The sequence below is a fragment of the Enterovibrio makurazakiensis genome, from assembly GCF_050336585.1.
Taxonomy (GTDB): Bacteria; Pseudomonadota; Gammaproteobacteria; order Enterobacterales; family Vibrionaceae; genus Enterovibrio; species Enterovibrio gelatinilyticus.
In genome coordinates this window covers 207,095-221,092 of sequence record NZ_JAKJSE010000009.1, presented here as the reverse complement: position 1 = coordinate 221,092, position 13,998 = coordinate 207,095, and the positions used below count along the sequence as shown (strand labels likewise).

The 13,998-nt window shown below is 46.0% G+C and carries 6 protein-coding genes; 3 read left to right on the top strand and 3 right to left on the bottom strand.

All coding sequences use genetic code 11. The features are described from left to right. On the bottom strand, positions 1 to 4,170 hold a 4,170-nt coding region (locus L4D06_RS08095), incomplete at its 3' end, for a S8 family serine peptidase (protein ID WP_429738714.1). Positions 4,171 to 4,992: 822 nt separating this feature from the next. Here L4D06_RS08095 and L4D06_RS08090 point away from each other — a divergent pair. Next, positions 4,993 to 6,939: a RecQ family ATP-dependent DNA helicase gene (locus L4D06_RS08090; RefSeq protein ID WP_429738712.1), complete on the top strand. Its 1,947-nt coding sequence runs from the start codon at positions 4,993 to 4,995 to the stop codon at positions 6,937 to 6,939. Positions 6,940 to 7,062: 123 nt separating this feature from the next. On the opposite strand, the gene L4D06_RS08085 is transcribed toward L4D06_RS08090, so the two are convergent. Together L4D06_RS08085 and L4D06_RS08080 are read right to left on the bottom strand one after the other, a co-directional pair. Continuing rightward, positions 7,063 to 9,984 carry an ATP-binding response regulator gene (locus L4D06_RS08085; RefSeq protein WP_429738710.1) on the bottom strand — a complete coding sequence of 974 codons (2,922 nt, stop codon included), beginning with the start codon at positions 9,982 to 9,984 and terminating at the stop codon, positions 7,063 to 7,065. Then, the gene (locus L4D06_RS08080; RefSeq protein WP_429738708.1) at positions 9,977 to 11,260 is read right to left on the bottom strand and encodes an acyl-homoserine-lactone synthase; all 1,284 of its coding nucleotides are present in this window, start codon (positions 11,258 to 11,260) and stop codon (positions 9,977 to 9,979) included. Before L4D06_RS08080 ends, L4D06_RS08085 begins: the two co-directional genes overlap by 8 nt. Positions 11,261 to 11,676: 416 nt before the next feature. On the opposite strand from L4D06_RS08080, the gene L4D06_RS08075 reads away from it, so the two are divergent. Then, positions 11,677 to 12,198 carry a DUF2058 domain-containing protein gene (locus L4D06_RS08075; protein ID WP_429738706.1) on the top strand — a complete coding sequence of 174 codons (522 nt, stop codon included), beginning with the start codon at positions 11,677 to 11,679 and terminating at the stop codon, positions 12,196 to 12,198. A 246-nt stretch (positions 12,199 to 12,444) separates the two neighbouring features. Next, on the top strand, positions 12,445 to 13,983 hold the full coding sequence (gshA, locus tag L4D06_RS08070; RefSeq protein ID WP_429738705.1) for a glutamate--cysteine ligase: 1,539 nt from the start codon (positions 12,445 to 12,447) through the stop codon (positions 13,981 to 13,983). The last annotated feature ends 15 nt before the right edge of the window (positions 13,984 to 13,998 follow it).

The following is a 13,998-nucleotide window of genomic DNA, read 5'->3' as shown; positions in this document are numbered from 1 at the left end:
AGGGAAGGCATCGGCATTGTCGCCCACGCCATCGCCGTCAGTATCGGTTGTCTCAGTGGCATCTGTTGGGAAGGCATCGCCGTTATCGCCCACGCCATCACCATCGGTGTCCGTGTCTTCATTCGGATCGAACGGGAAGGCATCGTAGATATCGAGCGTACCGTCGTTATCGTCGTCTTCATCGTTCGGGTTGGAGATACCATCACCGTCCGAGTCTTCGGCACGATCGTCAACGCCATTGCCATTCACATCGCTACCCCCTTCACCGTCTTGAAGGGTAAGCATGCCATCACCGTTGGTGTCGAAGGCCGCGAAGTGATAGCCGTGCATGTCGAAGGCCGTGCCGTCGTTTTCAGCATTCTGACTTTCCAAATCAAGGTAATCTGGAATGCCATCACCGTCAGAATCCGGGGCAGGATCGACGCTGGCTTGTAGGTCGATACTGTCGACCATCAGATCGCCATCAGCGTCGATGAGACCGGCTTCGACCACATCAGGGATGGTGTCGTTGTCTGAGTCCAAATCCACATCGTTGGTCACGCCATCGTTATCAGCATCGGCTGACAAGCCAGCCCCCGACAGCGGGGAAAGCACGATGTCACTGAGTTGGAATGCGCCGTTGTAGAAGCTCGAATCAACGTAGAAGTCTGGTGTCTCTCCCGAGCGTGTGGTGGTGTGAATGGTGGTGTCGTTGTGCAAGTACGTCACGGTACCCGCAGTGACTTGTAGTGCTAAAGTATCACCCGCAGCGATAGAGAATGTGCTGTTGTAACCACTCGGGTATCCGCCGTTTTCATAGAGATATACGGTTGTGCCTACTACGTAGAAAGCATGATCGATGTCGCTATAGCTGGCCGAACTTTCGACACTGCCGATACCGATCATGTTGTTGCTGCCTAACGAGCCCACCACAAACGAGAAGCGATAGTTGTCGTTGTAACCATACTCGGAGAAACGATCAGAGTTGGCTTGCCATGACCAACTGCCACCATTGACTGTGAGGGTACCGTCAGTGAAGTCGGCATTGCCAGTCAGGGTAGGCCAGTTGGTGATGTTGGCACTGGTGCGCGATTCAAGATCATCCGACAAGCCATCGTTATCGCGGTCAATGTCGCTGTTATCGCCGACACCGTCACCGTCGGAATCCGACGTTTCCGTGGCGTCGTCAGGGAAGGCATCGGCATTATCGCCCACACCGTCACCGTCAGAGTCGGTGGTCTCAGACGCATCGTCAGGGAAGGCATCGGCATTGTCGCCCACGCCATCGCCGTCAGTATCGGTTGTCTCAGTGGCATCTGTTGGGAAGGCATCGCCGTTATCRCCCACGCCATCACCATCGGTGTCCGTRTCTTCATTCGGATCGAACGGGAAGGCATCGTAGATATCGAGCGTRCCGTCGTTGTCATCGTCTTCATCGTTCGGGTTRGARATACCATCGCCGTCCGAGTCTTCWGCACGATCATCAACGCCATTTCCATTCACATCGCCGCCGCCTTCACCATCTTGAAGGGTAAGCATGCCATCTCCATTGGTGTCGAATGCCGCGAAGTGGTAGCCGTGCATGTCAAAGGCGGTGCCGTCGTTTTCAGCATTCTGGCTTTCGAGATCGAGGAAGTCTGGAATGCCATCACCGTCAGAATCTGGGGCAGGATCGACGCTTGCTTGTTGGTCGATACTGTCAACGGTCAAGCTGCCATCGCTGTCAGCCAAACCTGCTTCAATGACATCAGGAATGGTGTCGTTGTCCGAGTCCAAATCGATATCGTTGGTCACGCCATCGTTATCAGCATCGGCGGTTAAACCTGCGCCAGAAAGCGGCGTTAGAGACATGTCACTGAGTCGAATTTCTCCACTATAGAAGCTGGAGTCAACATAGAAATCAGGCGTTTGACCGCTGTAAGTGACTTCACGAGCTATGTCATCATTGATGCGATAGGTGACTGTGCCTTGCGCGACTTCTATGGATAACGTATCGCCAACAGCGATAGAACCAAACGAACCGATTGAGGCACCATTTTCGTAGATGTTGAGCGAAGTATTGACGAGGTAAAGTGCATAATCAATGTCGGTATAGCTTGCCGAACTTTCAACGCTACCCAAACCAATCATGTTGTAGGTGCCAAGAGCATCAATCTTGAAGCTAAAGCGATAATTGTCGTTAAAGCCATAGTTAGAGGCACGGGCTGAGTTAGCTTGGTAGCTCCACGAACCGCCGTTAGCTCTGAGCATGCCATCGCTGTAGGTTGCGCCCGTTAGCACCGGCCAATCTACGATTTCTGCACTCGTACGAGACTCTAAATCATCGGCCAATCCATCGTTATCGCGGTCAATATCTCCGTTGTCTCCCACACCGTCGCCATCAGAGTCTTTAGACTCATTCGGATCTGAAGGGAATACATCACTGTTGTCGCCGACGCCGTCGCCATCAGTGTCGGTCGTTTCTGAATCGTCAAGCGGGAAGGCATCGTCCTCATCGAGTACGCCGTCATTGTCGTCGTCGTCATCAACGCTGTTACCGATGCCGTCACCGTCCGTATCATATTGCTCATTGGGGTCTAGTGGCTTCCAGTCGTCCTCATCGTTTACGCCGTCGCCGTCATCATCGTTGTCGGCATTGTTGCCGATACCGTCATTGTCCGTATCTGTTGTTTCGGTGGCATCTTTTGGAAAGGCGTCCTCTTCATCTGGAACGCCATCATTGTCATCATCGGGGTCAACATCATCGAGAATGCCATCGCCGTCAGTGTCCACAATCACTGATTCGACGAGATTTTTCATGTCAATAATACCTTCAGAAACAGTCAGTCCATTCCAAGCGGAAACTGGACGTGCGGTATCCAAGACGAGTTGTTTAATTTCTCTGTAGGTCATGGACGGATCCATTGACCATGCGAGTGCCACGACGCCAGTGACAACTGGTGTTGCTTGCGAGGTGCCACTAAAACCAGAGTAGCCTCCCGAGGAATTGGTCGTGTTGAACTCTGTCGGTGCTGCAATATCAACGCTAACTGCACCATAGTTTGAATAGCTGATTCGACCTTCACTTTGGTTGGATGCAGCGATACTTAGAATGTTGTCATTGTCATAAGACGCTGGATAAACGGGGCTATTGTCGATGTTGGAATTGAAGTTGTGTGATGCAATGACCATCAGGTGATCGTCGTCAGCAATCTCAGTGATCAAGTCTTTGAATGCTTGGCTGTAATCTCCGCTGATCCCCCAACTGTGGTTTGAAATCCTTGAGCCTTTATCGGTGGCATAACGCAGTGAGGCCATTGCATCAGAGACTGCTGCTGCAAAACTCAACGGACCGCCTGTATCCATAAGCTGACAGCGCCACGCACTGCCCACATAGCCGATTCCATTATCACCACGTCCACAGATTGTACCAGCGACAGGCGTACCATGGCCGCCGAAGACAGTATTTGTGCGACCATTTATATCATCGACGATGCCATTGTTATCATCGTCGACGCCATTACCGGCGACTTCATCAGGGTTAACCCAAAAGTTGTCTTTTAGATCTTCGTGGCTTCGTAATATACCTTGGTCATACACAGCGATAGGGCCAATAGCGGACGCATCCGTGATGGTTTCCCATGCTTCATAGGCGTTCAATTGGTTTAGCCACCACGCGGAACCATTGCTAATACCGCCGTTTGATTCGTTTGGTGCCAGCGCCCATTCGATCAAATAGTCAGGCTCACCAAATGCCACGTTGGGGTGCGCATTGACCACTTCTAGCGCCGTTTCAAAGCTCATACCTTCCGGGATTTGATAGACATGAACGCGAGTGTCAGGAGAAGTAGGGTCTAGAGATGTTTTATGCTCGAAACCGATATCTGCCAATGCAGTTGTCGTTTCAACACCATCCAATAATCGAATAGTTAACACGTCTGGAACGTGTTTGGATTCAACCATGCGCGCAAAAGTGGGTAACTGAAGGGGGTCGCGGCCTTGGTTGATATGATAACGCTCGAACTTTAACCAGCCGGGTGTGCGTGCCTGGTTAATGTGGGCATCGACCTGCTTGAGCCAGTATTCGCTAAAAGGTCTATTGCTGAGGGACGCTTTGAGCCAAGGTCGATCAGGGTTATCACCATGATCAATGCCATTTCCTGCAAGGGTCTCTTTAAAAGGAATCGTTGATATTGGTTTAACAAATGGCACTTTGTTCGTTTTTGGAGTGTTTGATTTTGTGTCAAGTATCGCTGCGTTTGAAATTGAAACGCTTAACGGAGCTGGAATAGTGTGGAGGTTTAAAGGTTGGTTAGCACCGATAACAAAAGCGGAACTTAACAAAAAAACGCCTAAGGAGATAAGTCGTCTTCTCTGTCTGTTTTTATTCACTTCATTGTTTTGTTTTTGGCTTGGTTCGCTTTTATTTTTCTGAGAATTTTGATTCAACATGGCCAAAGTTACAATCCTTTTGGTTGTATTGAAATGACAGAGATGGTTAGTTATTTGAGCCTAATTTCTCTTACATAATGTCGTTGTTTTCTAGCGTGATAACCTTGATTCGATTCACGCAGACTTTGTTGGTTAAAAGGCTAGTTGAAATAATGCTTACAATGTTGTATCAAACATTAGAAAATGGTCTTCTTACGAATGTCTAATTTAGAGATTGCCTTTATTTGTTTTAGTTAGAGTAAGAAATACTCTTGTTTTTTATGTGGGTTTGTAGGTGGGCTGTTTTTCAATAAAAATGGGGTTTGGTTCTTTAACATAATGTGCAAATTTTTGAGTGTAAAAAGAGGCTTTAAATAGAATGATGTACTTTAATTTTCTGTTTTCTATTACTCATGTCGGTTTTCTGTAAATCATGCATTTTTTTCTATGCTTATTAGGAAAAACTCAACACTTTCTGTATGTTGAAAAGACTTGCTTGTAAAATATAAGCACCTATATTTTTTGCTATCAATCGCTCGTCGTTAGGCTCAGGGACGTGTAAACTCCAGCATTGCTTTATCTAATTGATTTGCCGGGGCGGAAATGAGCACGAGTGTCAGCTATTTACATACACTGAATCAGGTTTTTGGTTTTGAAAGCTTGCGAGGCGGGCAACAACAGGTTGTCGATAATGTGCTGTCTGGACACTCTTCCGCGGCTATTTTTCCAACTGGGTCTGGTAAATCTCTCTGTTATCAGTTGCCTGCTCTACACCTCCCAAATCTAACTCTTGTCATATCCCCGCTGTTAGCACTGATGAAAGACCAGCTCGACTTTCTAAAAAGTCGAGGCATTGCGGCTGCATCGATTGACTCCTCTCTGACGTATGATGAATCGAGAGAAGTCATGCGTGGCGTAAAGGCGGGAGAGATAAAAATACTCATGATTTCTGTCGAGCGTCTAAAAAACGAACGCTTTAGACAGTTTATATCATCAGTTTCTATTTCATTGATGGTAATAGATGAAGCTCACTGTATTTCAGAGTGGGGGCATAACTTCCGTCCTGATTATTTAAAGCTGCCAGTTTATTGCCGGCAACTTAATATTCCCCAGGTCTTATTGCTAACGGCAACGGCGACGCCGAAAGTGATAGAGGATATGGGGAATAAGTTTGGCATTGAGTCTGAAAATATTGTTATTACGGGCTTTTATCGTGAGAATTTAGATCTCAATGTTATTGCGTGCACAGAGAACACAAAATCTGAGGTGTTGTTAGAGCAAGTTCATCGTCATGATTCGGCTCCCACGATTATTTATGTGACACTGCAAAATACCGCGCAATCTGTCGCTGACTTTCTTCAGCAACACGGTGTGCCAGCGCACGCCTATCATGCTGGTCTGCCAAATGAACTACGTCAAAATATTCAGAGTCGCTTTATGGAAGGCGGTATTAATTGCATTGTGGCGACAATCGCATTTGGTATGGGCGTCGACAAGTCTGATATTCGTTCGGTGATCCATTACGACTTGCCAAAGTCTATAGAAAATTATAGCCAAGAAATCGGTCGAGCAGGGCGCGATGGTCAACCCTCTACATGTACCGTGTTAGCCAATCGAGAATCCCTAAGTGTGTTGGAAAATTTTGTCTACGGCGATACGCCGGATCATTCTGCCATTCGTGCAGTGATCGATGAAATTGGAACAACGCCACTGGGCAGCGCTTGGGAAGTGATGCTCAATCGACTGTCTAGAGATACCAACATACGGCAACTTCCGCTTAAAACATTGTTGGTGTACTTAGAACTAGAAGGGGTGATAGAACCGAAATTTAGTTACTTCGCCGATTATCGATTTAAGGCTTTAGTTAGCATCGACAATATACTGGCGAAGTTCGATGGTGAACGTCAGCAGTTTGTGAAAGCCGTATTTGATTCATCCCCCAAATCTCGTACTTGGCATACCGTGGATTTTGAAGCGCTTTGGCAAGGTTATCAGGCAGACCGTCAGCGTGCGGTCAAAGCATTGGATTACTTTGCAGAACGTGGGTGGATTGAACTAGAAAGCAAACAGATGACGGATGTTTTTAATATCTGCCGTCCTGAGGCGTGCCAAGGGCGAGAGGCGAGTGATCTTAGTGAACGTATCCATCAAATGTTTCAAAACAAGGAGCAGAGTGAAGTAGAGCGAATTCATGCCATGCTGGCATTGTTTGAAACACAAACTTGTTTGAGCCATCGTTTAGCCAGTTACTTTGCGGATGAGCATGCTCCAGAACAATGTGGTCATTGCTCTGTGTGTCGCGGTGATATTGCGGTATTGCCTGGTGGTTCACCGCTAGCCCTGTTGGAGTTAGATCAACTTAAGGCAGCTTGCCAGCCCTTGTTTGATGCCGCCAAGATGGAAGTAGTGACAGCTGAAGCGGTTGCGAGGTACTTATGTGGTATTTCCTCTCCATTGACGGGACGGCTTCGTGTGGGACGAACCGCTGGTTTTGGTCAATTTAGCCATTATCCGTTTGCTGATGTGAAAGCACTTTGTGAGCAATTCTAAGGCAAGCTGTCCTAGTATCGATAGGTATTGTTCGGTTCATCAGTCGACAGGTCGAGTCTCATGTATTCCCCAACAATCTAAAGAGACTAGATTGTTGGGGGAGAGATATTTTGAAAGGGATTATTACGCCTGACGTTGAGCGTTATCGACGAGGTGTTTTTTCGTGGCTAACCATTTAGTCAGTGTTTTGATGAGTTGCTGTTTGGTGATGGGCTTAACAAGGTGATCATGCATCGCGCATTCAATCGATGACCTAGTATCCTCACTGTATTCGCCAGACAGTGCGACAATAATTGTGCTGGCATTTAAATCACGTATTTTTTGGGCGGCTTTAATGCCTCCCATCCCCGGCATGTGAATATCCATAAGAACAAGATCAAATGTCTCGGCAGTGACTTTCGCAACTGCTTCTTCTCCAGAGACTGCTTGATTGACGATAACCCCTTCACTGGTTAGATACGCTTGAACGAGGAGCCGGTTGACTTGCATGTCGTCGACAACGAGAACGCGTTTTCCAATTAAACTTCCCAATTTTGTTAGGCGGCCTTCGTCAATAAGGCATTCTAGCGATCGGTGAAGTGCGAAGCGGTTGTTGATGCCTGCTATTCGCCCTTGTATCAAATCGACACTGTTCAATGACCGATCGTGTTCATTGGTAGTGTCATTGCTGAAATACAAAATCGGAGTCACTTGTAAGTCGTGTCCAAGATCTCCCGCTCTCAGGGCCTTGAGTAAATTGCTCCCTTGTACAACTAGTGCGCTATCGATAGCGATGATGTCAACAGGGTGTTGGCACGCATAACTAATACCTGTTTCGATGTCTGCAGCGTGTTGGATGTTATTGGTCAATAATTGCAGCTCACTGGACAACCAGTTACTCGCGAGATTGTCACCGACAACGATGATGGATTTTGTTTCGAGGTAAGAAGAAACAATCCCCTTGGTTTCTTCGTCATACGTTTGTTCGTCCACTGAAGGGAAATAGAGGACGAACTCCGTGTATTTTTCTGGCAATGAGCGGCAAACGATGTTGCCATCGAACGATTGCATAACACGCATACAATACGAGAGGCCAAGCCCATTGCCTTGCTCTTTTCCATGTGAGTAAAAATCATCAAAGATGTGAGCCTGATGTTCGATAGAAATACCGGGCCCTGTGTCTACGATATGCAGCTCATTGTATTCGCCATTCTTTTTGAACTGGATGTTGACTTGACTGTTTGGGTAAGCTTCAAAGTAGTGCACCGCATTCTTTAACAGATTGAACAGCATGAAGCTGAATAAGGTGTCACTACCTTTAAAAATAAAATCATCTTTTATGCTCAGATTGATGCGATCACGATAATTGTCGCTATAGAAGCTGAAATCACTGAGAACCTGCTCAGTCAACTCCGCTACAGAGTAGTGTTCGAATACTTCTGTTTTGATCCCTTCTCCGCGCAATTCATCAAGAATGGCGTCGATAAAGCGTGTACCAAGTTGAACTGCTTTCTGTCCTTCTGCGAGTTCTTGATAGATTTTCTTCATGTTGTGTGACGCAAATGGGCTGATAGAGCCACTCTCTACGTTAAACATGTCTGCATCGATACGTTCAAAGTGGTATTTGATTTTGGTCAGTGGGTTACGGATTTCATGGGCGATGGAGCCCGCCAAAACTTGGGACTTCCGGACCTTATCTTCGGTAATAATGAATCGATTGGCCTCGTCAAAAAGACGCTGCAAGCCCATGATCTCTTCACTGGCGAATAGCTCGTTCTCATTCTGTTTTGACACCATGTATAAGTGAGTTACTTCGTTTTTTTCGTTGGTGATTGGTAAGACCAAAGAGGTGCCAGTGTTGCCCATTTCCTTGGCAAGACTCGTCAAAGATTCGCAATCATCAGATTTGTCGTGCCGAATTTGATACTCAAGTTCTTCCTTGACGAGTACTGAGCGATCGCCTTGAAAGCAGGATACAAAAACGTTGGTCTCAGCGTTATTGCCGACTTTCTGAATACGTCCATCTCTCGCATTGAGTACGTGATTGAGTTTAACGACGGCTTCGTCAGTGGAATAACGAAACTCCCCAATCAAATTACAAATGCTTTCAACGGGGTTACCATTCTTGCGGTAAAGTAATTGGTTTACCGCTCTTCGAATTGCGGCATGAGAGCGGGGCCAGAATATACCCGTGAGCAATGTCCAAGCGACAATGAGCAGCGTAGCTTGTTTGAGCTGTTGCATGCCAATGAAAACGATTGGCGTCACGTACAATGTTGCGTTAGCAATGAAACTGATGGTGACCATAGCAATGTATCGACTGCTATAAAATCGATTATGAAGTAAAGCGTAACCCACCATGATGGCTTCAATAATTGATAAAGCAGGTGGCACCCAAGCCATCGAAAAGTCGTTGAATAATACGGGTATCAGGAAGTGGGCGAGAAAGGTCGAGAGAATAAACCCGACCATGCCAAAGACCATGTAGGAGGCTTTTACTTTCTTAAGCCTCTGAGAACTTCGGCTCGAGCGGATGAAATTAGCGAGCGTAAGTACGACCAAAAGCAGAAGAATGCCAAAGAACAACCCACTCGCTGGCCCGAAATGAATGATAAAATCACCGACATCGTAGACATCAACATGCGTGATATTCATTCCGGGCAGTACATTTGTGAATAAGATGATGGTGCAAGTTGTGCCAAACAATATCCATTGCCGGCGTTTCAATTCAAGCCCTTCACGCTCTGAAATCAATCTGCACGAGAAAAGATAGGCCAATGCAAATGCAAGGCCAGAAAATGCGTTCGCAAGTAGCGCCATCACCAGGGTGGTTTTGGCACTAGAGGTCACAAGAAGATCTGATTGAAAGTATGCGTTAGAAAGAATCCACAGTGAAATAAACACGGTATAAAGCGTATAGGGGAGGTAAATAGGCCGGAAGATTCCAGACCTATTTTTACTTAGTGCTCGAGCAAAGTGAGAGGCCCAAAGCATGACGACGACGGCAATCACGACGAGAAAAACCGCCGTGAAGCTCGCTGACATAGTGTAAAGGAATTCAAGCATTCGTCATTACTCTCGCTTGCTTGCGCATCGCTATAATTCTCTTGTTGTAGTCTCTGAAACTGCACTGTTCAAAGGCTTGGCTCATTGGTCCAGTGAAAACGATACCTTGATAAGTGGTTAAAGCAGTACCTTCCACTTTTTGGTGACACAAAGACACGTACGGCAAGGTTCCGTCGCCGTCATTATTCACTGATTGATAAAAACCCAATATGGAAGGCTGTTCCACGATGGTATAAGCCGCTTCAATACCAATGTCGGCAAGTTTAAGTGTCAGATATTTAAGGGTTAAATATAGAATGTGATTTAACTTCTCTCGTGGGCCAGCGATGGCCATTCTAATGATCTCACAGACCGCAGACTCTTGTTTTGTTGCTTGCAACAATGAATAGTCGAATGCAGGTACAGATGATGTTTTTAACTTATTTTTCAAGCCGTTAGAGAAAATTCCGGAGCGTTCCAACGTGTTGATTTTCTCACTGGATAGACTCAGTGTCCAACTTTCTGTTTGAAAAAAAGGATCAAATGTCAGCCAATTATCACGCTGACCCCAGCGTTGAATAAGTGCTGATGATAATAGTAGCGGGTAATCATGTTGCTCTTGATACAAAATGAAGTGTTCGCCTGAAGATGAGACATCGAGGTAGTAGAGCATTTCGTACCAATGCTGCTGTTTCACGAATGTTTCTAAGTTGATCAGAACATTAGCGAGTGAAAGTTTCATGGGTACATCGCTGTAACTGGTCATGAACAAGCGCTCATCATGACGAATATTATTCACCACTTCGTAGCGATAACTCTCCGGTTTTACTTCTAGCGTTTGTGCATCTTCATTTGAATCTTGGCGAGAGTTTAAGTGTGTTTGAGCGTCAGCAATAATTTGATGCACTTTAAATGCAGCCCAACAACTTAGTATGTCGCCATACAAGGCAATGGCTGTTTTTTCTATCATGGCAAAATCATCAGGAAGCCCACTTAGGGAAGTGACTCCACAAATTGAAGCCGCAATATTGCCCGTGAGCGTGGTATAGAGGTTACCTTTGGGCGTGTCGGCAGGTTGTGATCGAGTGATTTCTTGTGTCCGATTGGAAACGATTTTTTCAAACAGATCATAATGATGTGTTGCTAGCATGTAGTCGCTAATATAGGTGAGAAAGATGTCTTGTGGTGTAGAAATACCTTGTTGAAAATCGTCTGATAAAGGTAGCGTTGGTGTCGCAATATTCGCTAAAAGAGGTGCTTGTGTGAATGTGTGTTGGTTAGCTGTGTTGTCGTACATACATAAATCCTCGACATAATGTTGAAAAGTCCAAATAAGTGTACGAATGATGTAAGGCAAATTCTGATGTTAAAAAATATATTTGATGTTTTTACACAAGTGTTTCGATTCGGAACCACTTGGGGAAAGGCATTTAGCCTTGGTTTATTTCCGATTCTGTTGATAAAAAATTATTAGTTGTGCTTTGATGTGGACCTGAACAGGGTGCTTTTGATTGAGGGATTTGGCGAAATAGTGTGCGGAGAGAGGCGACATCTATAAAAACGTGAAATTTGAATCTCAACTCAAGCAGGAATCGATGTGGGATCTGCAATAACCAATGGTATTATTGCGCCATAGAAACAAACGAAATTACTGTTTGGCGAACAAAAACAGGCACGCTCAATAAAGACAAGGTGTGCGCAGACGGAGTCAAAATGGCAAAACTAACACTTCAAGAGCAAATGCTTAAAGCGGGTCTTATTGATAAAAAAGCGATGAAGAAAGCAGGGAAGACGTCGAAAAAATCCCGCACAATGGCGAAAGCAGCAAAAGCCGCAGTAGAAGAAAATCGCACGGCTCAAATGGCTCAGGATCAGGAACTGAATCGCCAGAAGCAGTTAGAAGCCCAGAAAAAAGCCATTCTTGCTCAGGTGAAGCAACTGGTTGAGATGAACAAAATCGATCGTAAAGATGGCGATATTGGATATAACTTCACCGATGGCACGTTAGTGAAAAAGTTATACGTCACCAAAGATATCCAAGCGCAACTCGTGAATGGTCGCTTAGCCATTGCCCGCTACCTTGATGGCTATGCCATTGTTCCAGGCGTGGTTGCAGACAAAATCAGCCAGCGCGATGAAGAAACGATCATAGTGAACAATACCGTGTCGGAGCAGGAAATTGATGAAGATGATCCGTACGCAGATTTCCAAATCCCAGATGATTTGATGTGGTAAGCGCCCCCGCATCTGGAAGATAACTTCTGGCCTTACCTTTCGGGGTGAGGCCTTTTTTATCCCGCCCAAATTTGCGTGTTTGAAGGTGGAAAAATTTTCAGAACCCTTAAAATTATAGAGGCGAAAATAAATATCACTTTTCGTCGTCTTTTCTCGTTTGTCTTCGTCTTATAGGTAAAGAACACTGAAACACCACGCATGTTTTATGTGGTGATTTTATGTCACTCATTGCTGAATATAAGAAAGATGACGAAAACACTAGAAAAAATATTGGTAGGCACGCTAGGAGGCATCCGCCGCGGTATTGAAAAGGAAACCATTCGGACAACCCCTAAAGGCGCATTGGCACAAACCTTACACCCTAAAACCTTGGGTTCTGCTTTAACGCATCCGTTTATCACCACTGACTTTGCCGAAGCTCAGCTTGAGCTGATCACGCCAGCGTATACAAACAAAAAGCAGATGTTTGATTGTTTGTCCTCACTGCATCATTTCGTTGCAGGCGCATTGCCAGAAAACGAGTTGTTGTGGGCGGGTAGCTTGCCACCCGTGTTGCCAGCAGACAGTGACATTAGTCCAGCACAATATGGTTCGTCGCACTCGGCCAGGATGAAAATGCGCTATCGCCAAGGTTTGGCGAATCGCTATGGCAAGCGGATGCAAACTATCTCGGGAATTCATTACAACTTCTCGTTGCCAGAAGCGTTTTGGCAGGGGATGTATGCGTATGAAAAGACTGAGCTTTCTCTTGCAGACTATGTGTCTGAGAAGTACTTCCATCTAATCCGAAACGTGATGCGTCACGGATGGATAATTCCGTTTTTATTTGGTGCATCTCCTGCGCTGGATAAAAGCTATTTGGAAGGGCGAGAGCATCAACTCGAACCGATGGGTGATCACTCGTTTTATCTGCCGTGGGCGACATCGCTGCGATTGAGTAGTTTGGGTTACACCAACAGCGAACAATCGAAATATCCAATCAATTACGACGATAAAATGGCGTATTTGAAAGGCGTTTCAGCGTTGTTAGCGATGCCGAGTGAGAAATACCGCTACTTGAATGACAATCAGCAACTAAACAACGCCATTTTGCAGCTTGAAAACGAACTCTACGGCTCAGTGAGACCGAAAGTTGTGAATGCAGAACTGCGTCCTTTGGAAGCTATGTGTCGTTATGGTGTTGAGTATGTTGAGCTTCGCACGGTAGACAACAATCCCTATTTGCCGCTGGGCCTGAGTGAAACCCAGAGCGATTTCCTCGATCTCTTCCTCACGCATTGTGCGCTCGCGCCGAGCCCATCATTGACCCGTGAGGAGCAATTAATGATTCAACAGCGTGTTGAATTAGTGACAACAATGGGAAGAAAACCAGATCTCATGCTGCCTACGGTTGATGGTGACGTGTCGCTTGTTGAATTAGGAGAAGCGCTATTAGGTGCAATGGGTAATGTTGCCGCCTTGTTTGATAGCGGTTTCAACACGCAGGCGTATTCGTTGAGCCTTTCGTTAGAAAAACAGAAGCTTTCCGATATGTCGTTAACGCCTTCTGCGATGATGCTGGCCGACATGGTAGTTAATGACATTGGTTATCGTGAACTGGTTCAACGATTGTCTGAAGGACATATGTTGACGCACAGCGCGTACCCCGTTTCGGCTGAGACCGTCGGTCAGCTCAATGAGCTTGTGACAACGTCACTTGATCAACAAGCCGAATTGGAGAATGCGCAGGAATTGCCATTCAGCACGTTCTTGACGAAGAAAACAGCCATTACGTGTGACTGCTAACTGTGATTGATAACT

What these genes read in the sequence shown, in the direction of transcription:
- L4D06_RS08085 (WP_429738710.1), bottom strand. Translation starts at nt 9,984, where the DNA reads ATGCTTGAATTCCTTTACACTATGTCAGCGAGCTTCACGGCGGTTTTT.
- L4D06_RS08080 (WP_429738708.1), bottom strand. Translation starts at nt 11,260, where the DNA reads ATGTACGACAACACAGCTAACCAACACACATTCACACAAGCACCTCTT.
- gshA (WP_429738705.1), top strand. Translation starts at nt 12,445, where the DNA reads ATGACGAAAACACTAGAAAAAATATTGGTAGGCACGCTAGGAGGCATC.
- L4D06_RS08090 (WP_429738712.1), top strand. Translation starts at nt 4,993, where the DNA reads ATGAGCACGAGTGTCAGCTATTTACATACACTGAATCAGGTTTTTGGT.
- L4D06_RS08075 (WP_429738706.1), top strand. Translation starts at nt 11,677, where the DNA reads ATGGCAAAACTAACACTTCAAGAGCAAATGCTTAAAGCGGGTCTTATT.